Annotated in this window: 22 protein-coding genes and 1 riboswitch; of the genes, 18 read left to right on the top strand and 4 right to left on the bottom strand. The window is 40.6% G+C overall.

From position 1 onward, the window contains the following. Positions 1-302 precede the first annotated feature (302 nt). Positions 303-1,574, bottom strand: a complete 1,272-nt coding sequence (locus ACQ4KW_RS19900) for a flagellar cap protein FliD N-terminal domain-containing protein (protein WP_430884178.1) — start codon at positions 1,572-1,574, stop codon at positions 303-305. Positions 1,575-1,800: 226 nt separating this feature from the next. On the opposite strand from ACQ4KW_RS19900, the gene ACQ4KW_RS19895 reads away from it, so the two are divergent. The 8 genes from ACQ4KW_RS19895 (at position 1,801) to ACQ4KW_RS19860 (ending at position 7,134) form a co-directional block, all read left to right on the top strand. Beyond that, entirely contained in the window at positions 1,801-2,136 is a 336-nt protein-coding gene (locus ACQ4KW_RS19895; RefSeq protein ID WP_430884177.1) for a PadR family transcriptional regulator, read from the top strand. Then, on the top strand, positions 2,115-2,714 hold the full coding sequence (locus ACQ4KW_RS19890; protein ID WP_430884176.1) for an HAAS signaling domain-containing protein: 600 nt from the start codon (positions 2,115-2,117) through the stop codon (positions 2,712-2,714). Before ACQ4KW_RS19895 ends, ACQ4KW_RS19890 begins: the two co-directional genes overlap by 22 nt. A 9-nt stretch (positions 2,715-2,723) precedes the next feature. Continuing rightward, positions 2,724-3,614 (top strand): DUF4097 family beta strand repeat-containing protein, encoded by an 891-nt coding sequence (locus ACQ4KW_RS19885; protein WP_430884175.1) that lies wholly within the window; start codon positions 2,724-2,726, stop codon positions 3,612-3,614. 270 nt (positions 3,615-3,884) lie between these two features. Beyond that, positions 3,885-5,129, top strand: a complete 1,245-nt coding sequence (locus ACQ4KW_RS19880) for a uracil-xanthine permease family protein (protein ID WP_430884174.1) — start codon at positions 3,885-3,887, stop codon at positions 5,127-5,129. Positions 5,130-5,285: 156 nt separating this feature from the next. Continuing rightward, the gene (locus ACQ4KW_RS19875) at positions 5,286-5,615 is read left to right on the top strand and encodes a DUF1475 family protein (protein WP_430884173.1); all 330 of its coding nucleotides are present in this window, start codon (positions 5,286-5,288) and stop codon (positions 5,613-5,615) included. A 38-nt stretch (positions 5,616-5,653) separates the two neighbouring features. After that, positions 5,654-5,926: a hypothetical protein gene (locus tag ACQ4KW_RS19870; protein ID WP_430884172.1), complete on the top strand. Its 273-nt coding sequence runs from the start codon at positions 5,654-5,656 to the stop codon at positions 5,924-5,926. Between the two features lie 41 nt (positions 5,927-5,967). Beyond that, complete coding sequence (locus ACQ4KW_RS19865; protein ID WP_430884171.1) at positions 5,968-6,837, top strand: TIM barrel protein; 870 nt, start codon at positions 5,968-5,970, stop codon at positions 6,835-6,837. Between the two features lie 111 nt (positions 6,838-6,948). Next, positions 6,949-7,134: a hypothetical protein gene (locus ACQ4KW_RS19860; RefSeq protein WP_430884170.1), complete on the top strand. Its 186-nt coding sequence runs from the start codon at positions 6,949-6,951 to the stop codon at positions 7,132-7,134. A gap of 158 nt (positions 7,135-7,292) precedes the next feature. On the opposite strand, the gene ACQ4KW_RS19855 is transcribed toward ACQ4KW_RS19860, so the two are convergent. Beyond that, positions 7,293-7,523 (bottom strand): glutaredoxin family protein, encoded by a 231-nt coding sequence (locus tag ACQ4KW_RS19855; RefSeq protein ID WP_430884169.1) that lies wholly within the window; start codon positions 7,521-7,523, stop codon positions 7,293-7,295. A 193-nt stretch (positions 7,524-7,716) separates the two neighbouring features. On the opposite strand from ACQ4KW_RS19855, the gene ACQ4KW_RS19850 reads away from it, so the two are divergent. From ACQ4KW_RS19850 to arcC, 6 genes are all read left to right on the top strand, one after another. Continuing rightward, positions 7,717-8,448 carry a YkgJ family cysteine cluster protein gene (locus ACQ4KW_RS19850; RefSeq protein ID WP_430884168.1) on the top strand — a complete coding sequence of 244 codons (732 nt, stop codon included), beginning with the start codon at positions 7,717-7,719 and terminating at the stop codon, positions 8,446-8,448. A 125-nt stretch (positions 8,449-8,573) separates the two neighbouring features. After that, the gene (locus ACQ4KW_RS19845) at positions 8,574-8,840 is read left to right on the top strand and encodes a Veg family protein (protein WP_430884167.1); all 267 of its coding nucleotides are present in this window, start codon (positions 8,574-8,576) and stop codon (positions 8,838-8,840) included. Between the two features lie 238 nt (positions 8,841-9,078). Beyond that, positions 9,079-9,867, top strand: coding sequence for a GIN domain-containing protein (locus ACQ4KW_RS19840; protein WP_430884166.1), 789 nt, complete (start codon positions 9,079-9,081; stop codon positions 9,865-9,867). 568 nt (positions 9,868-10,435) lie between these two features. Continuing rightward, positions 10,436-11,671, top strand: coding sequence for an arginine deiminase (gene arcA / locus ACQ4KW_RS19835; protein ID WP_430884165.1), 1,236 nt, complete (start codon positions 10,436-10,438; stop codon positions 11,669-11,671). 234 nt (positions 11,672-11,905) lie between these two features. Then, positions 11,906-12,898 carry an ornithine carbamoyltransferase gene (argF, locus tag ACQ4KW_RS19830; RefSeq protein ID WP_430884164.1) on the top strand — a complete coding sequence of 331 codons (993 nt, stop codon included), beginning with the start codon at positions 11,906-11,908 and terminating at the stop codon, positions 12,896-12,898. A gap of 172 nt (positions 12,899-13,070) precedes the next feature. Continuing rightward, positions 13,071-14,012, top strand: a complete 942-nt coding sequence (arcC, locus tag ACQ4KW_RS19825; protein ID WP_430884163.1) for a carbamate kinase — start codon at positions 13,071-13,073, stop codon at positions 14,010-14,012. A 91-nt stretch (positions 14,013-14,103) separates the two neighbouring features. On the opposite strand, the gene ACQ4KW_RS19820 is transcribed toward arcC, so the two are convergent. Beyond that, a complete protein-coding gene (locus ACQ4KW_RS19820) occupies positions 14,104-16,050 on the bottom strand; it encodes a putative bifunctional diguanylate cyclase/phosphodiesterase (RefSeq protein WP_430884162.1) in 1,947 nt (648 codons plus the stop codon). A gap of 466 nt (positions 16,051-16,516) precedes the next feature. After that, a riboswitch (cyclic di-GMP riboswitch) is annotated at positions 16,517-16,592 on the bottom strand. A gap of 621 nt (positions 16,593-17,213) precedes the next feature. Between ACQ4KW_RS19820 and ispE the strand changes: the two genes are divergently transcribed. The 3 genes from ispE to ACQ4KW_RS19805 are packed head-to-tail and all read left to right on the top strand — an operon-like array spanning position 17,214 to position 19,198. Further along, a complete protein-coding gene (ispE, locus tag ACQ4KW_RS19815) occupies positions 17,214-18,089 on the top strand; it encodes a 4-(cytidine 5'-diphospho)-2-C-methyl-D-erythritol kinase (protein ID WP_430884161.1) in 876 nt (291 codons plus the stop codon). Further along, entirely contained in the window at positions 18,079-18,777 is a 699-nt protein-coding gene (locus tag ACQ4KW_RS19810) for a GntR family transcriptional regulator (RefSeq protein WP_430884160.1), read from the top strand. The genes ispE and ACQ4KW_RS19810 overlap by 11 nt, the downstream gene beginning before the upstream one ends. Position 18,778: 1 nt before the next feature. After that, a complete protein-coding gene (locus ACQ4KW_RS19805; protein ID WP_430884159.1) occupies positions 18,779-19,198 on the top strand; it encodes a DUF1934 domain-containing protein in 420 nt (139 codons plus the stop codon). 128 nt (positions 19,199-19,326) lie between these two features. Here the strand turns inward: ACQ4KW_RS19805 and ACQ4KW_RS19800 are convergent, their stop codons facing one another. Beyond that, on the bottom strand, positions 19,327-19,944 hold the full coding sequence (locus ACQ4KW_RS19800; RefSeq protein WP_430884158.1) for a hypothetical protein: 618 nt from the start codon (positions 19,942-19,944) through the stop codon (positions 19,327-19,329). A 287-nt stretch (positions 19,945-20,231) separates the two neighbouring features. On the opposite strand from ACQ4KW_RS19800, the gene ACQ4KW_RS19795 reads away from it, so the two are divergent. Next, positions 20,232-22,250 carry an IGHMBP2 family helicase gene (locus ACQ4KW_RS19795; RefSeq protein WP_430884157.1) on the top strand — a complete coding sequence of 673 codons (2,019 nt, stop codon included), beginning with the start codon at positions 20,232-20,234 and terminating at the stop codon, positions 22,248-22,250. Positions 22,251-22,413 lie beyond the last annotated feature (163 nt).

The following is a 22,413-nucleotide window of genomic DNA, read 5'->3' as shown; positions in this document are numbered from 1 at the left end:
TATACAAATTTTGAGAATTGCATTCAATTCTCTACAATTATTAGTTCTCAGGCGCTTGAAAATTACAGATCTATACCATATATAGAATTTTTGGTTCTTAAATCTATATATATGGTATAGCAAGGGTGATTGAATGATATTTTGCAAGTCGCTCTGTTCTACTAATAGTTCTACACAATATAGCAAAAGCCCTTTAGCTGAAGCCCTTGCATGAAAAAATCCACTTAAATCTCCTGTGTGGAACACGAGAGTTAAGTGGACATAGTTGCTGATTATCAGTGTTTTAATGACTCAAACTGGGTTTAGAAGAATACGTCAATGATTGATCCGCTTGTAAATAGAGAGTTCACAGGAACAGGTCTTGAATTCTGATTGTAGCTGAAATTATAAGGTCTAATATTAGCAGGAAGCGTTGGTGCGGGTCTAAAGGTGGTCGGTGGTGTTCGAAGGGCCTCTGTGACCTTGCGTTCCACCTGGTTGACAGCCCCCTTGAATCCAGTCAAAATCTTTGTGGCTTCCCTATCGTTTTCATCAAATTTAGCCTGAAACTGTTTTTCATCAATCTCAATTTTTTTATTGTCATTTAGTGTGATGCCAAGTTCCGCAAAAGCATCCTCATTGTCGGTGACAGCTCTTTCAAGTTGTTTGCTTAAGAGATCAGCTGATACGGAATTGAGACCCTCTAGATAAATCATGGCCTCGCTAAAACTGTTGCCAAAACGTTTCGCAACAGCGAGTGCCCCACGTCCAGATACATCAATGTGAAGGTCGAATGGTATGCTTGTTTCCTCATTGATTTTTATAGCCAATTTTCCGTTGTCAAGTTCTACGAGGTTTGTGCTGCTTTCAATGATATCGTCATCGACACGGATGATGGCATCCTGAGGCGCGGTTCCAACGGTGTCTAAGTTTAAGGCTTCTCCAAGGTTTCCGCCGATGGAAAAACCACTATCCTCACCGGACTCTTTGCTGGTCACTGAAAGGGATATTTGCTCAGAATCATCGGTAACAAGGCGGGCAATCACATCAAGGCCAGACTCATTGATGGTCTTTGCAATGTTGGTATAGAGTGCCTGATTTGTCTCTTCTGGAGATCTTTCAATGAGCAGGTCATTTTCGTCTCCATCTATAGTAATCGAAATATGGTTTAGTGCATCAGAAAGTTCATTTGCTTCATTTGCAGGGACAAACTCTGTCTTATTCTCCTGGGTGGTTGCCACTTGCTCCACTTCAATAGTGTAGTCTTCCAGCTGTGCCCCATCTTCAACAGTCACTGAGACAGCAGGGGAATCAAATTCGGCCTCCCTGGTTTCAAATGCTGGACTGTCTGGATTGGAAAGTTCTTGTGCTGCATTTTTAAGGCCGCTAAGCTTGGATTTAAAAGTGTCATAGAATGAGGCTTGCTCCTCATAAGCGTCATAATTGATGAGTTTGTCATAGGTTTTATTTAAGTTGCTTCCAAACAGCATTGATGTTGCAATGCTCGCAGGAGACGTTGACGTATTTCTAAGATCCCTACGGCTGATATTCAGCAGGCTATATATGCTATTGTATGCATAAATTCCTTGAATCATAACGTCACCTCCCAATTTGACACACTCCACCTAATATTATTATACCCCGTTTTGCCAAGAAAATGCATAGGAAGATGGGATCTTCCTTATAGAGTATTCTCATGAAATTCTAAGAAAGTCTTAATACCCCTATCCTTTTTTGCATAAGCAACCAGTGATAGTCTTATATGTAAGGAACGTGTCTTATAGAACCTGAACTGGGTATTGAGAGGAAAAGGATTATTTTATGAAAATACAATGTAAAAGTGGTCTTCTTGAACTCTGCATTTTATCCATACTTCAACAAGGGGATTGTAATGGTTTTGAGATATACAATCAGCTTGAACGGGATGTGAAAATTTCGGAAGGCACCATTTATCCGACCCTTCATAGACTTGTAAAAGAAGGAAGCATTGAGATATATTATAAGCAGATAGAAGAAGATAAAAAACGAAAATATTATAAACTCACAAACCAAGGCGAGACTAGAGTTCAAACTTTAAAAAGAGAGTGGGATCAATTATCACAGGGTGTGAGCCATATTATAAGGGGGGATAATCCATGCAAAGGGAAGAATTTATAAGCAGACTGGAAAAACTTCTTAGGGGTCTGCCAGAAGCAGAACGAAAAGATATAATTTATGACTATGATGAGCATATCAGAATTGCCGTTGAAAATGGACTTGAAGAAGAAAAGGTCATTCAGTCCTTGGGAAGTCCTCAGTCAATCGCCAAGCAGTACCGGGTGAAGAAGTATATTGATAAGGCTGAAGAAACGGGAAGCACAACAAGTGTTTTCAGAGCCATTCTGGCCACTGTAGGACTTGGATTTTTCAATCTGGTCTTCATTTTAGGGCCTTTTATGGCGGTTGTAGGCGTATTGATCGCTATAGGCGTTTCAGCGGTGGCAGTTGTCATAGGTGGAGCGGGTCTGATTCTCGGAGGTCTTTTCCCTCAGATTATAAATGGGGTGAATATGGAACTGTTAGCTGCTGAAATACAAGGAAATATGACGGCAGGAATGTTGTTTGGTGGCGTAGGTACCATGTGTCTTGGAGCACTTATGGGACTTGGCATAGTGGCTCTTACGAAAGGATTTATGATGATGACGATTAAATACTTAAAGCTCAACATAAATATCATTAGAGGACAAAAGGAGTAGGTGACAAAAATGAGAAAAGCAGCCATATGGTTATTTTTTATAATGATTGTGTCTTATTCCATTGCTTTTTCTGCTGTCAAGGACATGCATATATCTTGGGATGAGGTGAATGGAATCGTGGTCAGTGATGGAGTTGTTTTGTTTGAAGAAAGTGAACGTATGAATATACTTGAGTCTGAGAACGCTAGTCTTGAAGGTGTTCAAACCATTCAAGTCAAAGGCATAAGTGCAGACATTCAACTGATCTCAGAAGAAAGATCGGATGCGGTTGTAGAGTTTAAAGGGCATTATAGCGCAAGTGGAAACTATACGGCCCCTCAACTTATAGTGGAGCAAGATGACGATGCACTTCTTATTGAAATCAAGCACAAGAAACAATTGGTTTCTCCTAGAAGAATGTCCTTGGATTTACTGGTTATATTGCCTGAGACATTTACAAAAGACATTCGCATTGAGAGCATATCAGGTCAAGTGCAATTTGAAAATGGAAGCTATGAAAATGTAGAGGTGAGCACAGTATCTGGGGAAGTGAAAACCAGGACACTCAAAGCAGACAAGCTGGATGTCAAGTCAACATCGGGTGAAGTGGATATTGACTCAGCAAGCGGTAAGGTCTCAGCAAGCACTGTATCAGGTGATATTGAAGTGCGGTACAATCTTGTTGATGGAAAGAGCGATCTCAAATCAACATCTGGGGATATTAGAATGTCCATACCTGATGATGCGGCCTTTGGTCTTGAAGTGAAAACAACATCGGGAGAAATTGAACCTTACCCTGAAATGTATATTGATAAATTGACGGACAGAAAACTCCAAGGTCATGTGGGGGATTACGAGTATAGTATCAAAGCTTCGACTGTATCTGGTGATGTCATGATAAGGCGTACGGTAGGGGAATAAGATCAAAGTTTATTTGAAAATCGAATATTTATGAGTCAAAAGTGCTTGCATATTGATTGGGTTCATGGTAGTATAACTTCAAATGAGCCAACTGCACATGGATATCTTTAACTGGGTCCGAGAGGCCTGCAAGATCGTTTAAAATACAAGCACACTTGGGTTAGGTGTGTCTTTCGTATGGAATGATAAGCTTCTTGCAGCCGCAGGAAGCTTTTTTATAATGTCTCAACTTTTTAATTGGTCCTGAGAGGCCGAAATAGGAGGGTAAATATGACTACCAAAGTAATGAGTGGCGGTGCTTCAAAGAGCACTGGTTTTGAGCAAATCAAGCAAATTATTCTAGGTTTACAGCATCTTGTCGCAATGTTTGGCGCTACGGTGTTGGTTCCAATTCTAACGGGTTTTGATCCATCGGTTGCGCTGGTTGCAGCGGGCTGTGGTACACTGATCTTTCACTTCTGCACAAAGAAAAAAGTACCTGTTTTCTTAGGATCATCATTCGCATTTATTCCACTAATTTTAACTGTAAAAGAAATGCACGGCGGAGATTTAGCCTATGCCCAAGGCGGCATTATGGTTGCAGGTCTAATGTATGTTCTTCTGTCACTATGCATTAAGACAATCGGTGTTGAAAAGATTAACAAGTTTCTTCCACCACATGTTGTGGGTCCAATGATCATGGTTATTGGTCTTAATCTTGTACCGGTTGCACTGGATATGGCTTCAGGCCAATATGTTGTAGCGGGTGTTACTCTAGCGGTTGCGCTTGGTGTTACACTACTTGCAAAAGGATTTACAAAGCAACTTTCCATTCTAATTGGTGTCCTAACGGGATACGCTGTTGCGGCAGTTATGGGTATTGTTGACACATCAGCGGTTTCACAGGCTGCAGTTATAGCTGTGCCAGCGTTCAGAATGCCTAAGTTTAGCCTAGCGGCCATTATGACAATCGCCCCTGTGGTTATCGCAGTTTTCATGGAACATATAGGTGATGTGAAGACAAATGGTACAGTTGTAGGAAAAGACTTCATTAAAGACCCAGGTTTAAATAGAACTCTACTTGGCGACGGTCTTGCGACAATGTTCGCAGGTTTCATTGGTGGACCAGCCAATACGACATACGGTGAGAACACAGGCGTGCTTGCAATCACGAAGAACTACGATCCTAAAATTCTAAGGATTGCTGCCATCTTCGCAATCGTTCTTGGTATGGTGGCTAAGCTAGGGGCTGTCCTAAAGACAATTCCAGTGCCAGTCATGGGCGGAATCAGCTTGATGCTCTTCTCTATGATAGCACTTGTCGGATTTAGAACAGTACGCGACAATAAAGTTGAGATGAACTGGAAGAACACGACTGTAATGGGATCTATCCTGATCCTAGGTTTTGGAGCATCTTATATCCAAAGTCTAACAGGTATCACTCTAGCCATTCCTGTGACTGAGACAGTGAGCATTTCAGGTCTAAGTTTTGCAGCGATCGTCGGTGTGACGCTAAACGCTGTTCTTAACAGATAGGAACTTATCAGTAAAGCAAAATAGATAGAATAAATGAAACCCTGAGGGCTTTTGAATGAAAGCTTTCAGGGTTTTTTTAATATAAGGCGGGTATATAGTTTTTTACAGGTGAATTTGTTACAATGTAGTGGAAGAAAGTGAAAGTGGGTTAAGGCTATGAAATCTATAAAAATTCTGGCTTGGTTGGGCCTTATTTTAATGAGCGGTGCCATAATATATGGCTTTTTATATGGGGATTTTTCAGGAGAAGGTGGTCGCCTCTTAAGCATGACATGGGGCCAAGTCACTTTGATTGACCTCTATATATCTTTTTCTATATTCATAGCCTGGGTCATTTATAGGGAAAAAACCTATTTTTCAAAGGGTGTTTGGACACTTCTCATATTGACTCTGGGGAGTTATGCCGTTTGCTTATATATTCTAATCGCTGCATACAGGTGTAGAAATACGCCTAAACTTTTCTTCATGGGCAGTCATAGGGGATAGGAAAAGGACCTTGCTATTGTGGTGTAGGTGGTGAAGGGATGAAAAATAGTGATAAATGGATAAAAAGACTCGATGTTTGCCGATTGATTGTAGCCCTTTCGGGCCTTGCTGTTATTGGTGGACATATGGCGCAAATTCAGGGTGTGAGTCTTGACTATATGATGAGTGATGTTGTTGCGGTCTATGTCCTTTTACTGGGGATGAAAACCCTTCTCGTGGGACGCAACCGCAATCTAGGCTGGTTTTACGTCTTTTTTTCCCTTGTTATGATCACTTCAGTGAATATGATTTGGTTGAAGTTTGGCTCGTGAGACTAAGATGTAAGACAATGACCACAGGAGTGCAAAACCATATGATAAATAATTTAGGCATCAACACAGTGCATGTTGATATAAGAAAACTAGAAGATCTGGGGCTTAAACGCGTTGAGATGTGTCTAGGACGAATGGGCAGTGCATCTGACAGGCTGTATAAAATGCTTGAGGAAATTAAACTTGCAAAAGAAATGCAGATTCCTTTTAGTATACATTTGCCCATGGTTATAAGTGATGACTTTGTAGGAGACTATTTGGATGTGTTCTTTCTGGATCCAGATCCAGAAAAGCGGGAAATGTCCTTTAGAACGCTAGAGGAAAACCTCATAGAAATGGCAAAGATCAAACCGGATTACTGTGTCCTGCATTTTGCAGGTGTATACCGAGAAAAAAAGGAAGCGTTTCCTGACTTTGAGCTTGTGTTAAATGAAGCGCTTAAACGGATTAATGACCTATGCCAAAGCTACAACACGAAAGTTTTGCTTGAATATATGGGGTCAAATATCAGGTTTTCAGATTATATGGATTGGATTAGAGTCACAAGGGATTTGTCCCATGTGGGCCTTATTACAGACACTGGTCATCTTTACTTTGCCAGCCTTATCCACGGGTTTGATTATATGCAGGCCCTGGATCGATTGGCATCAGCGTCTGAGGCCTTTCATATTTGGACGACAAAGGGTCAAAAGACTTATGGGGAGTCTGAGTACTACAAAAAATATCACCACATAATACCCCACGCAGAGCAGTTTAAAGAGGGGGACTGGGCTTTTGATACCAAATCGGTTTTTGAACGCATTGCCAAGGAAAGAAAGCCAATTATAATTGAAGCATCAACAGTTTATAAGGGAAAGACATATTTTTACCAAGGTATTGAATCTGTCATTTCCATTCTAGAAAACATGTAAGCCTTATAAAAAAATAGACTAATGTTACTCGTTGATTACGAATGTTAACGGTAGATTACAAAGTGATACAAGTCCATGACATATGGGCTTGTTTTCTTTTTGTTCACATATATGAAGGCTATAATAAAGACAAATAATACAGAGAACAATGAAGCGCATGAGACGATACATAACGGAAAGGACGGTGGCTTCATGGAAGTGATTGGTGTAATTGGCTTGATCGTACTCTATAAGCTACTGGATCAGCCGACAAATATAGCAGAAGTATATAACATTCACGAGAGCGTTGAAGAATAAAGAATGGGAATCCCCTCCCCATTCTTTATGGCTTCAGCGTTTTTTTTCGAAAATAGAACATAATGCAAGGATATCATGGCTTCGGTGATATGAAGCTGACGCCATATACAGCCCAAAATCCCCACTGGACGATTCCAGTGGGGATTCATTTGGAGATTCTAGTTTTTGAGCGCTTTCTCCAGTTTGCGTTTGTTAAAGCCGACGATTATATCCTCATCTATAAAAAATGTCGGTACGCCGAGAATGCGCTTGTCTATAAGTTCTTTACGCGCTTCCATATCTTCACGCACGTTTTTTTCTTCAAAGTCAAGACCTTGGGCCTGCAAGTAGTCACGGGCGTTGGCGCAGTGAGGACAGGCTGTCGTGGTGAATAAGATAATTTTCTTCATGTGCCAGCCTCCATTCAAAATAGGAAAACCTTTTCACTCTTTATTTATATACCCCTTTTTTAGCTTTTTCTACACATGTAATTTGTGGATCCGCAGTTGTATAAAACTTGCAGATTATTTCGAGTTCCTATATAATCAAGAATGCAGATTATGTTAACCGTTTTTCTGCGGATAAAAGCATTTGGAGGATAAAATGCATATAAACGACATCAATAAAGCCATTGTACTGGCTGAGAAGTCCCGTTTGTTCGATCAATTGAATCAAATGTATGACAACCTTCCTCAGGGACAATGTGAAGGGTGTACAGCTTGTTGCAGGGAATCGGTTCCAGCATTTTTCATTGAATACATTAATATAATTAATCATCTTAAAAAAGACAAAGCAAAGTTTGAAACCTTATGGCCAAGGCTCATTGACTTCTATTTCACAGAGCTAACCGAGAAAAAAGGATGTCCATTTCTAGATGAAGGCAATAGATGCAGCATATATTCCGTACGGCCTTTACCCTGTCGTCTCTTCGGCTTTTCTTCGTATGAAGGCTATGAAGAAAACCTACGCCAAGTGACGAAAAACAATAGGGAAGTGAAGAAATACTATAAAAATGCCTATCGTATAACACTGCCAGATGAAGTCGTTGAGTATAAAGTTCCGTTCTGTACGGATTTTATACCAGAAAGAACAATCCATAGTGAAGAAAGACTGGATTATGCCGATGTATTATTCGGTCTTGATTCCAGGTTTTTAATGGGTGGAATGTTAGACCCTGAAATGATTAACATGACACTTATTCATTGGTTTGCTTTTCTAGCCTATGATGAGGAAGATGCTGGGGACTACAGAATTCAGATAAGTCGTGAAATTCTGGATACAGGTGGGTCGAAAACCTTGAAAAAGCTCTTAAAATCGCCTGCACCACAAATTTAAAGATTGACAAGTAAAAAAATATCGTCCCGCTGTTGACAACGTCTTTCAAAGTAGTGTATAATATTTGACTTTGTGTCAAATTAGTGATATACTATTGTAAGTGACTGATTAGGATGGTGATGCATTTGGCAACAAAGCAGACGCTTACAGAGATCAAACAATGCGTTGAGAACTGTATAGGGCAAAGGGTTGTTCTACGCACAAACATGGGTAAACGAAATGCTAAAGAAAATGAAGGCACAGTTGAAGAAGTTTATCCAAGTATCTTTATCGTAACTGTCGATGAAGGGCTAGATCGCCAAAGACGTGTATCTTATAGTTATTCAGACATACTAACCGAGACTGTAGAAATTATGATTTGTTCTACAGATCAAAGAATCGAAGCATCGTAATTTCTAAATACACGTAACAGTTCAATAGTTAACACGTATGACCCCAGACAATTTATGTGGCTTTCACATCTTGTGTAAGTTTGACACGTAAGCTGGGCTTAAGAAAAATGCTGCGCCTGCCAAAACAGGTGCTTTTTTCTTTTTTCCGAGTAAATGACTTGATAGAAGAGATTATTTTTAATCGGATTTTAAGGAAAAAGATGAATCATTTGTATATCCTGTAGTTAGGAGGGATGTCATGATGAGTTTTATAGTTTTACTGGCGCTTGTGGTTTTGTTTGCCGTTTATTATTCCTTTAGACTCTCAGGTGGTTATGAATGGATAAAGGGGAATGGACACGTCGTGGGCGTATCAGAAGATGTGGATTCATTTTCCCAGTTGCATGTCCACCATGGTTTTGAAGTGGATATAAGAGAAGGCGACTCAACCAGTGTCACAATGAGCTTAGATGAGAATCTCGTGCCCTATCTTGATGTTTACACAGAACTTGAATGTCTACATATTGGACTAAAAAAAGATGTCGTCATTAAGGGCGGAACCCTGCATGCGACCGTTTTTGTGAAGGACTTGAACCTATTAAAAGGATCAGGTGCTGTTATTGTCAGCGTGGATGAAAAGGCCCTAAGTCGAAAAAAATTCACAGCTAGACTGTCTGGTGCAAGTATGCTAAAGGGCTGTATAGACACTGAAGAGGTCTCTATAATTAACTCTGGTGCTTCAGGTTCAGATCTTAAGCTGACAGCAAGCAAGCTCACTTTGAATGTTCAGGGAGCCTCTGATTTCAAAATAGCTGGAAGTGCGGACGATTTAGACCTCACAGTGGGTGGTGCAAGCTCAATAAGGGGTAAGAATTTTGGTGCAAGTCGGGCTAAACTTGATTTAAAAGGTGCATCAAGTGTCAAAATAGGTGTTAAGTCACATATAGATATAAGCGCTGCGGGAGGTTCTGATATATCCATACTTGGAAATCCCCAAAAGGGTTTATACGATTTAAGTGGTACATGCAGTGTGAAGTTTAAGGGGTAATCCCCTGATTAGAAGAGCATTACAGACTGTCGATCTCGTCGGCAGGCGTTTTATATATTGAGGTGTTATATAGATTTATATAAAAAAGAAAAATAGAGCCCCAAAGGTCTACGCGTGTAGACCTTTGGGGCTTTCCTGTTATCTGAATGCATCCAGACAACATAGCCAATCAAGTCACAGAGAATAAAAATTTTATTGTAGTGTTTTGAAAATCGAAACAATTGCCCACACAATTCTAAAATCAAAAAATATTCAAAAAATTTAAAAAAATTATTATTCATTTTGAATAATAAGTATTCGATCATTACAAATAATGGGTATTGACAAAGTGGTGCCAAGTGGGCATGAACAGTCAATCCACAAAAAGAGGTGGAATTAAATTGAAAATTATTCAATGGATGAATATTCGTTGGAATGGCAAAAGGAGTATTAAATGGACTGAAAGGCTGAAGTCCTTGTGTTGCAATGACTTGGTTAATTAAGTATACTTTGAAGCGTAAGGAAGAGGTCATGAATAAAATGGTAATTAATAACAAAATAAGTCGAATCATAGGTGAGAGGAGTCTTTATGAGTCAAGATAAGAAATTACAGGTCTATTCAGAAATTGGAAAATTGAAGCGTGTATTGCTTCACAGACCTGGTGAAGAAATCGAGAACTTGACACCTGATTTGATGGATAGATTGTTATTCGACGATATTCCATATTTAAAAGTTGCTCGGGAAGAGCACGACGCATTTGCACAAATATTTAAAGATAATGGCGTTCAAGTGTCCTATTTAGAAGATTTAATATCACAGACGCTTGATAATGGAGATGTCAAAGAGCGATTTATCAGTCAATTTATTAAAGAAGCAGGGGTTCAGGGTGTTAAGAAAACAGCCGCATTAACTGAGTACTTTAATTCATTTGAATCGAGCAGATCAATGGTCGATAAAATGATGGCTGGCATTCGTAAGGGTGAGGTATCGGTCACGGCCAAGAATACATTAGCAGACTTAGTTGATTCCGATTATCCGTTTTTAATTGATCCAATGCCAAATCTATATTTCACACGAGACCCGTTTTCAACAATAGGCACGGGGGTTTCCCTTAATAAAATGCGCACTGTAACAAGGTGTCGTGAAACTATATTTGCTAAGTACATATTTGAGCACCATCCAGAGTTTGGACAGTTTAACATTCCATTCTGGTATGACAGGGACGATGACCACGCTATAGAAGGTGGCGATATCCTAGTTTTATCTGAAAAGGTACTGGCCATTGGTGTGTCACAAAGAACAGACGCAGCGGCCATAGATCATTTGGCAAGAAAGGTATTTGCCGACGGTCAAAACTTCGAAGTTATTCTAGCCCTGGATATACCAAAGAGAAGGGCTTTTATGCATCTTGATACGGTCTTTACAATGGTGGACAAGGACAAGTTTACAATCCATCCAGAAATTGAAGGTCCGCTGACGGTCTATTCAATTCGCAAGGGTGAAAAAAAGGGTGACCTTGTTATAGAGCAAGAGTCCATGGTTCTACGAGACCTGCTTATGAAGTATCTTGAGCTCGATGACGTTAAGCTCATACGTTGTGGTGGAAAACGCGGCGTTGATGCAGGGCGTGAACAGTGGAATGATGGGTCCAATACACTTGCAATCGCACCTGGCGAGGTTATTGTGTATTCGAGAAACCATGTCACAAACAAAATTCTTGAAGATATGGGCATAAAACTTCATATCATGCCATCTTCAGAACTCTCAAGAGGTCGTGGTGGCCCACGTTGTATGTCCATGCCGCTCTATAGAGATAAGCTGTAGAAACCTAGTGAGTGGCGCATTCCCGCTAAGCTCAGTAAAAAGTTTGCTCATAAATATGGGTTGTGAGTGTACTTGAATGAAAATTGAATCGCAGATAATCAATAGAGAAAAGATCTCGATTGATTAAATATAAAATAATTTGTATAATAATACAAGTCGTTAAAAACTATAAGCCAAATAGTCACCCCATTTATTCGGGGACAACTCAATCTGTGTATTTAAGGAGGAACTGCAATGCCAGTAAACATGAGAGGTAGACATTTAATCACACTAAAAGACTACACACCTGAAGAAATTCGTTATCTTCTTAATTTGTCTGCTGATTTAAAAGCTAAGAAACGTGCAGGCATCAAGGGCGATCTTCTTGAAGGTAAGAACATTGTGCTTTTATTTGAAAAGACTTCTACAAGAACACGTTGTGCATTTGAAGTTGCAGCATTTGACGAAGGGGCTCAAGTGACATTCTTGTCGAATTCTCAAATGGGTAAGAAAGAATCAATTGAAGACACAGCCAAGGTGCTTGGCCGTTATTATGATGGTATCGAGTTCCGTGGATTTAAGCAAGAAACTGTGGATGATCTAGCAGCTCATGCAGGTGTGCCTGTTTGGAATGGTTTAACAGACATGTATCATCCAACACAAATCCTGGCGGACTTCCTCACGGTGACAGAGCATGTGAATAAGCCACTGAATAAGGTCAAGTTCGTATATGTTGGTGATGCTCGTAACAATATGGGCAACTCCCTATTAATAGGTGCCGCTAAAATGGGTATGGATTTTGTAGCCCTAGCACCTAAGGCTCTATGGCCATCAGAAGACCTTGTTGCTGAAATGCGAGAAGTTGCTAAGGAAACAGGCGGTTCAATCGAACTCAGTGAAAATGTGGATGATGTTAAGAATGCAGACGTTATTTATACAGATGTTTGGGTGTCTATGGGTGAAGAAGATCAGTTTGAAGAACGTATCAAACTACTAACACCATACCAAGTCAATATGGATATGATTAAGAAAACAGGCAATGATGATGTTATTTTCATGCACTGCCTGCCAGCCTTCCACGATGACAAGACAGTGATTGGGGCAGAGATAAAAGAAAAGTTTGGTATCAGCTCTATGGAAGTTTCGGATGACGTGTTTAGAAGCAAGCATTCTGTTGTCTTTGACGAAGCCGAAAACAGAATGCATACAATCAAAGCGGTTATGTGTGCGACAGCAGGAAAACTCTAATAGGCGCTTAGACGAAAAAGAAGCAAAAACCTTATGTAAAGACGGATTTAAGTCATGGCTGAAGTCCTGAACATAAAACTTTTTAAGATCCAAAATATAATATCAATAACTTGCGGACATCTGGATCTTCCAGATGTCCGATTGGTTTAATGAAAAAGTGGAGGGAATGAATATGAAGCAAAAAATCGTTGTTGCACTTGGCGGTAATGCACTTGGCAAGACTCCGAAAGAACAGCTTGGCCTTGTTAAGAATACAGCTAAACCAATTGTTGATTTGATTCAGGAAGGGCATGAAGTGGTACTCGCACATGGCAATGGACCTCAAGTTGGCATGATCAATCTGGCTATGGAAACAGCGAGCACGCAAGTGGATGCGGGCACACCTGAAATGCCATTCCCAGAGTGTGGCGCTATGAGCCAGGGCTATATTGGATTCCACTTGCAAAATGCAATTCGTGAAGAACTGCTTTCACGTGATTTGAACACACCAGTGGCCACTGTTGTGACGCAGGTTATTGTTGATAAAGAAGATCCCGCATTTACAAACCCAACAAAACCAATTGGCTCATTCTATTCCAAAGAGGAAGCGGATAAGTTGCTTGTTGAAAAGGGATATATAATGGTTGAAGATGCAGGCCGTGGCTGGAGACGTGTTGTACCAAGCCCAATTCCTGTTGACGTGGCAGAAAAAGAAACCGTAAGCACATTGGTTGATGCTGGTCATGTTGTTATTACAGTTGGAGGCGGTGGCATTCCGGTTGTTAAAGAAGGTCATAGCCTGGTAGGGGTACCTGCGGTGATTGACAAGGATTTTGCTTCTGCAAAAATCGCTGAAATACTTGATGCAGATTATTTGATTATACTCACAGCTGTTGAGAAAGTTGCAATTAACTTTGGCAAAGAGAATGAAGAGTGGTTAAGTGAGATGGATCTTTCCACAGCGGATCGACTTATTGAAGAAGGTCATTTTGCACCAGGATCCATGTTGCCTAAAGTTAAAGCAGCCATGCAGTTTGCACAGTCTAAACCAGGTCGTAAGGCTCTTATCACATCACTGGATAAAGCCAAAGAAGGTATTGCGGGTAGAACGGGTACCTTGATTATAGAAAAGTAATTTATAGGTCAAATAAAGTAGGCATAATAAAAGCTCCTCATTCAAGCCAAACCTTATGGCGTGAATGGGGAGCTTTTTAGGTGGTTGAAGTTTAGCTTGTTTGTGAAGAGTTCTTTTCAATGGAAATAGAACCTTCGCGAAGCTGTGCCAGGGGCATAGGATAATCATAATAATAGCCTTGACACACGTCACAACCATAATTAATAAGCAGGTCGGCTTCTTTTTTTAGCTCAACACCTTCTGCAACAACCTTAAGCCCCATACCACGGGCCAGTTGAATAATGTTCTTAATCACATTTTGACGTTTGCTGTCCTCGTGGAAATTGTGAATGAAGCTTCTATCAAGCTTCAGTTCATCAATCGGCAGTTCAATAATATGGCTGAGGGATGAATATCCGGTGCCAAAGTCATCAAGACTAATCCGTAGACCCAGTTCACTCAGGGTGGCGAGTGTTTTTCGAACCGACTTGATGTCGTGTATCAGCGATGTTTCTATAATCTCAATAGTTAGCTGTCCTGGTCGTATGCAGTGGGCTTCTATGGCCTGTTTGACCGAAGGAATAAAGGTAGGATGCAGAAGTTGTATGGCTGAAACATTAAGGGATGTGTGCATGGCTTTTCCATTGGCCTGCATAAGCCCAATGTCTCGACACACCTGATCTAGAACCATTTTACCAATAGGTATAATGAGACCCGTTTCCTCAGCAATAGGAATAAAATCAGCTGGTGAAATCTTTTGTTTATTCCATGTCCAGCGCAAAAGAGCCTCCACGTGAATGGCATTTGTCTTAGTGTTTTGAACAAGGGGCTGATAATAGACTTCAAAATTATCGCTCATATGTGAATTTTCTAGGGCATTGATTAAGTTGTGGCGTTGTTCCAGTTCTTCCATCATCCTATTGTTGAATGTGGCATACTGGTTTTTTCCGTTGGATTTTGCATACTCAAGGGCAATGTCGGAACACTTTAATATATTCTCAACATCCTGGGCATAGTTGGATGGAAAATAACTAATGCCCATACTGCATGTAATCCTTAGATGTGTTTTTTTCCAGCTGAGCTTACCGTCAAATTCAGACTGTATCATCTGAGCCAAATTTTCCGCCTCTGAAGATGCTTCAGTGATGATGACGAACTCATCCCCGCCAAACCTAAAAAGATGGGCGTGGTCAGGTAGTATGCTCATAAGTTGCTTGCTTATTTTGCTAAGAACTTCGTCTCCGGTGAAAAAACCCATTAAGTCATTAATGATTTTAAAATTATCGATGTTGAGGGAGATAATGGCGTGTTTGGTGCCCTTATCAATGGCCTTGTTTAAATGATCCAGCATAGAGGAAAAATTGGGCAGGCCTGTTTTTATATCAAATAGGGACAACTGGGTGATTTGAGCTTTGGCATATTTTTCATGATCGACATCCTTAAAGGAGCCGTGAATATTAGTATGAGCCTGCTCAGAAACAACCTGAAAACGGACCCGAACCCATTTGTAACTCTGATCAGCCTGCTTTAAGCGAATTTCAAATTCGTTGTTGTGTGCACTCAGTGAACGTATTTTCTTGCGAAGGGCCTCGAAATTTTCTGGAATCCAACTTTCAGGAAGCTTTCGCCAGTCCTGGGGATGGACACGACCTATCCAAAAATCGGCCGCATGTTCAATGGTGTTGCTTTCTATGCATAGCCAAGCCTGTAAGGGTCTTGAGACAATCGTTGTATCCGATTCAAGCTGGAATTCCCAAAGGCCATCTTCAGTGAGGTCAACTGCTGTTTGAAACTGTCCCTCTTCCACAAGTGATTCAAACCTGGAAAAGAGATCTAGATCTTCGTTCCTTAGGTTGTCTTTTGAAGTTTTAGAATTGCTGTATAGTATGACAGAGACGAAACCCAGCGAAGCGCCAGCACATGCCGGTGAAAGTAGGACCTGTGCGTCAAATCCCCTAATGGTGACTGCAAGCCCAAGGAGAAAAAGGGCTGTTAAATTATATAGCACTGCCGAAGGGGGGACGTTTAATTTTTCTTGAAACAGTTCTGTCAATAGCATAAAGGCGAAGGATAAAATCGCGAAAATAACGACAGCCTTTACGGGTAATTTTATTAGATCTCTTAGAATGAACATAGCACTGAGGCTCATAAGTGGTTTTAAAAGAGATATTTTAACTGAGGCGATATAAAATTTTCCTAAGGGATCATTGCGTTTTAAGTAAGCGTATATCAAGGAGGCTACAAAAAGCAGGACCATAGGACTTATTACAAATGTACCAATATGGACTTGTGTTGTCCTAGATAGGGTAGGCGCTGTAAAAATAAAAGCGACCAGGAACCACGGGATCCCGACGGTCAAGGCATTGATATCGGGGTGCTTGATCCCTCTAACATTTATAAAACCACCGAGGGTATAACTCAAGCATGTAAAAATTGTCAAATAAAGATAATCAGCTGACAAAATTGAAACATAATTGCTTATATCATTCATAGTAAACCTCTCATTTGCACAAAAAAACTCCTCACTTGGTAGCTGGCTGCCATTTTAAAGGCCCTGAAGCTTTGCGTCCTTGCTTTTCAACAAGTTTGCCATTTCATCGAAAAGTTGTATCGTTTCGGATTGGAGTATTCATATTGGACCATTCACAAACTAACTTTAGACTATTTTTAAGTTTTATGATGTTCCAACTATTATATATGTATATTCTCATTAATATTCATGTTTAAGATTATCAGTATTGGATATGAAATGCAATTGATTTTGATCAAAGTTCGACAAGTTTCTCTGTTTTGCGACAAATTGTTTGTATGATAGCGAACGATTGCGGGTCTAAAGTCGGGTCGTTTTAGGGACTAAAGTTAATTCAATTTCATCATAAGTGGATTAATACAAGCTTTTTCCATAAAACATCTGCAATTCTGGCTATTTTTATAAAAATCATCTATAATGTATTAGTGATGTATTTTGTATAATGTATGTAGTAGGCAGAAAACTTGTTTCAAGTGACACATTTCTTCCTATATATATGTTAACGTGAATAAATTATATGAAGCCCAAGTGAAGAGAACTAAAAACAACTTGTATTTCGTATGCAAATCTAATTTCTAAGATGATATTAGTATGGATATGTACGACAGAGGGTTTTGCTTCAAAGGCTTAAAATTAAGAGATCTAAAAAAAGCAAACAGTGATAGACTCAAAAGCAATTAGAGGTGAAAAGAATGGAAACTGTATCGCTAAGGGCATACGCTAAAATAAACCTGACGCTTGATGTCACAGGCAAAAGGGAAAACGGGTACCATGATGTTCGCATGGTCATGCAACAGATTGATCTGCACGATACGGTGATTTTGACCAAGCTTGAATCAGGCATAGAACTTGAAACAAATAGTGCTTTTTTGCCTACAGATGAATCCAACATTGCTTGGAAAGCGGCTCAGGCTGTATCTGAACATGTTGGAAGAAACTTAGGCGTTAAAATATACATCGACAAGAAAATTCCTGTGGCAGCGGGTCTTGCAGGGGGTAGCACAGATGCAGCGGCTGTCATAAGAGGCCTCAACAAACTGTATCATCTGGGTCTAAGTCTAGAGACTATGATGAAAATCGGTGTAACAATTGGGGCAGATGTACCCTTTTGCATTATGGGAGGAACGGCCATTGCTGAAGGCATTGGGGAGGAACTGACTAAAATAGAGCCTGAAAAGTCTCTATGGATGGTTCTCTCAAAACCTGGCGTGGGTGTATCAACCAAGCGCATTTATACAGCCCTGGATTATAAAAAAATCAACAATCACCCAGAGACTGAATCTATGATCGAAGCCGTAAAATGTGGGGACATTGGCGAGATCAGCCTGCTGCTGGGAAATGTTTTAGAACCGGTGACTTTGTCCCTATACCCATCGGTCGGGAGTCTTAAGTCTAAGATGAAAGAATATGGTGCATGTGGAAGCCTTATGAGTGGAAGTGGACCGAGTGTTTTCGGACTCTTTAAATCATACGAGAAGGCATGCACGGCAGCAAAGCGTCTAAAGCGGGTTTACAAGCAAACATTTGTAACGAAGACCATTATTGGGGGATATGAAAATGAGTGGTAAAATGAAACAGCTAGAAATTAGAAACTATAAACCGCTGGGTGAAGTGGTGTTTGAATACCTTAGATCATCCATCTTGAATGGAGATTTAAAGCCAGGTGAACGTCTTATGGAAATTCAGCTGGCAGAACAACTTGGTGTCAGCCGGACACCGGTTCGTGAAGCGATTAGAAAGCTGGAAAAAGAAAAATTCGTTGAAATGATTCCTAGAAAAGGGGCCTATGTAGCGGATCTTACAGCTAAGGATATTCTTGATGTCCTTGAGATTAGAACTATTCTTGAAGGTTTTGCATCTAGTCTGGCAGCCCTAAGAATGACAGATGAGGAAGTGGATGCTTTAGAGCAGACACTGATTGACTTCAATGAATACCTAGAAGATCTTGACAGACCTGGCATGATAGAAAAAGACAATCAGTTCCATGATATGATTTTTGAAGCGACTAGAAATAATAAGCTGATTGAGATTGTTCAGGATTTACATGACCAGTTCCAGAGGTTTAGACTGATTTACTTTAATGAGTTTGATAATTTCTATGATCTCAGAGATTGGCACCAAAAGATATTTGATGCCATTAAAGTAAAGGATGAAGAATCTGCTAGGCATTTTGCTGAAGAACACATTCGGGAAATTCAAAAGAGTGTCGTGGCATGGAAAGAATCTCAGAAGAACGATAAAGAGAAAGGCATTTAATATGGACGGACAAATCTGGCTGTCAATACATTCTAAAATACGCAAGGCAGGAGAACCTGTTGAAGAGTATGGTTTTAATACAGAAGGCAAGATGTACCATAAAGATGGGGCAGACTATATCATGTATATGGAGTCTGAACTGTCAGGTATGGAAGGCGATAAGACCGTTTTGAAATTTAAAGATGGCCGTCTGACCATGCACCGCTTCGGTGTACATAAGTCCGAACTGGCCTTTGAAGAGGGTGTTAAAATCGAATCGATTTACCAGACGCCTTATGGAAATTTTGATATGGTCACATACGCAAGTGTTGTGGACTTTGACCTTGAGAATGGGGATGTGACTTTGAAATACAGACTCGTTATCAAGGGGCTTTCAGAATCGACAAACACCCTAAAAATTAAAATTAAGGAAACAGCATAATACGCAAAACCTGCTGAATTGAAAAAGCCGTCCCATTTGGAAAGTCGATAGAGTGAGTATGATACCCACTGTCAACTTACTAAACGGAACGGCTTTTGATGTTTTACAATCTAAAGTTAGTGAAGGGCTTAATTTGTATTTTCCCCCGGTGGCAGTTCGATAATACCTGAAAAGAAGAGGTGCTTTGTGGCATCTTGAGATTTTTCGTTTTTCTTGCGTTCTGTTATTTCAGACAGGTATTTGTAGAGGTCTTCCACCTCGTCTTGGGTTAGATAAATGTGAGAAAAAATCAGACCGCCTTCGCTGTCATCCTTGGCGTCAGCTTCATGCTCCTTTTGAGCCAAGTGCTGCATGGCACCAATAAACTCAGCCTTGGCATCATCCATAACATTTGAAACCATTTTTTCCGTTTCCGAAAGCATAGATGGGAGCTGGGTTTCATCAAGTGAATCATGCGACATAATGATTCGTCTTTCTGTGGCCTTATAGTACTTTGCAATAATGCCATTGATATTTTCTTCGTGGTCAAGTTCAAGGACGCCCAGTTTAATAAGTTTCTTGGCGTGGTAATAGACCTTTGCAGGCACTTCACCCATAATGTCTGCAACGCGTTTTATGGTGATGGCTTCATCAGAATTGCTAAAGGTCTTATAGATCATAATTCTATATGGATCAGAAAATGTTTTAATATCACTAAGGGATGTCAATCGGATGGCGTTGTCATTCGCCGGTACATCATGTTTCATAAATTACCTCCGTTTAATTTTTATATAACCCAGATTATTCTATAATTTAAGCCGTGCATAGAATATGCGAGAATTATGAATAAATAGGGTATAATTTCATGTATTATAATTTGATTTGTAAAGTCCAGGAAGCTTGGGAAAGCTCTTTTAAATTGTATCAGTAAAAATATGAAGTGCAAGAACTTATATCATATTATATCGTTAAAATATTTTTTATGTTACTTGGATTGTATCGTTCCAATCGAGATGTGTCAAGCTAGGAATTTCTAAGAGAATGGGAGAGTGTCATGTTCGGAAGTAGAACGCATTATATAAATCATTTTCGAAGACTTATTAATATGGAAAGACAGGCCGATATAAAACGGCATGAGGATGAAATAAAAGCCTTGTCGGGTGGGGCGAGGGAACGTAAGGGAAGGGCCCTACTCAATATGAGAGGTCGGCGGGCTGGTAGATTGTATGGCAATCAGCATATGATTAAATACATGAAAGCTGATGTGGGCCAGGCACTTCCTGAACTTGATATGAACGTTGGGGATGTTGTTGTTATCAGTCAAGGACAGCCTCTAAAAAAAGGCAATCCCTTAGGTACGATTATTGAAAAAAGAGCCCATGCCTTAATCGTGCTCTTTGATGGGGCCCCAGAAAAGTGGATGGTTAAAAGAGGTCTTCGGGTGGATTTGTATGTGAATGATGTGACCTATAGGCGCATGCAAGAGGCCCTTGATAGTTTAATGTATGGAAGGGAATCATCCCCCCGTCTTATGAACTGGCTTATTGGTGAAAAAGACAAATATGTGGCGCCTTATGAAAAACAGATCCCTCATGTAGATAACCTAGACTTGTCCTTTTATAATGAAAGTTTAAATATTTCTCAAAAGCAAGCGGTCCTTCGGGCACTGGCTGCAGAAGACTTTCATATTGTCCACGGACCACCCGGTACGGGTAAAACCGTGACAGGTGTTGAAATACTTCATCAAGCCAAGGATAGGTATAAGACCATTCTGGCTACGGCAGATTCAAATGGTGCTGTTGACAACATCGCCCTGGGTCTTGTAAACAGTGGCGTCAAAGTGGTTCGTGTTGGGCGCCCCTTTCGCGTTAGTAATGCTCTGGAAGACGTGACCCTAGATGCAAGGCTTTCGCTTGATCCAGATTATGAAAAGGTGGAAGCCTTTCGAGAAATGGCTTTTACAAAAATGAAGGATCAGTCTGGACTTAAGCATCCAAGTCCCCGGTGGACACGTGGCTTGAAAACAGGTGACATTCACAGGTTGGCTCGAAAGGGCAAGGGCAGTCGGGGGGTCCCAGCTTCTGATGTTCAGTCAATGTCCAAGTGGCTGAAAATAAGGGAAGAGATCGACAAATGTTTTGAAAAAGCCGATGCCCTTGAATCCGAAATCACCCAGAGGATATTAGAAGAGGCTGACGTTATTTTATGTACGAATTCAGGAGCCGGCCAGGCTCTCTTAGAAGGCTATACATTTGATCTGGTCCTTATTGATGAAGCCACACAGAGCACAGAAAGTTCAGCTTTAATCCCTGCTGTAAAAGGGAAAAGACTTGTGCTCTTAGGTGACCACAAACAGTTGCCACCGACAGTTATTAGTCAGGAGGCTGATGAAAAGGGGTTTTCAGTGAGTCTGCTTGAAAGAATGATAGACCGATATGGTCCTGGAGTGGTTACACTTCTGGACACGCAGTACAGGATGAATGAAAACATTATGGCCTTTCCCAATAGGGTCTTTTATGAAGGCAAATTACAAGCGGGCAAGGTCAATAAAGATTGGCGTCTGGCTGGACTGAATGTGGACATGATTTCAAATGCTGGCCTTTTACGCTGCATACAAGACGCAAGAGGCTTTGTTGATGTGGCTGGAAAGGAAAAGCGTGTGGCTGAGGGGTTCTCAGTAATGAATCCTTTAGAAGGAAAATATGTGGTTAAGATTATGCAAGACCTTATGGGCCTAGGCGTGTCTGGGAAAGACATAGGGATTATTTCCCCTTATAAGGCTCAAGTCAAGCTGATAAGGTCCTTGATTGATCCTCTTATATCAGACCAGGTTCAGGTGGACACCGTTGATGGTTTTCAGGGACAGGAAAAAGAGGTCATAATCTTGTCACTTGTTCGGTCGAATGATGAGGGGCACCTGGGTTTTTTAAATGATACAAGACGTTTAAACGTGGCCCTGACACGGGCTAAGAAGCTGAGAATAACGGTTGGAAATAGCCTGTGTATTAAGAACCACGCCTTATATGCTGACTTTGTTGAGAGTGAAAACAAGGTAACTATTGACTTGCCATAGGGGATAGTCAAATGACTTGTTCAAAAGCTCTTGGAGAATAGGTCTTTGATACCCCCGATAAGCGTGGTATACTGAAAATGTCAATTGTTGCCGAAAATTGGGCGGGCGCGCCGGAAATTCAGCACTTTCTTTGATGGGTTCTTTGATGGGTTTTGGAGGTCTA

Source organism: Tianxiuia mixotrophica, assembly GCF_050596425.1.
Taxonomy (GTDB): Bacteria; Bacillota; Clostridia; order Peptostreptococcales; family Acidaminobacteraceae.
This window is presented reverse-complemented; position numbering and strand designations above follow the sequence as displayed.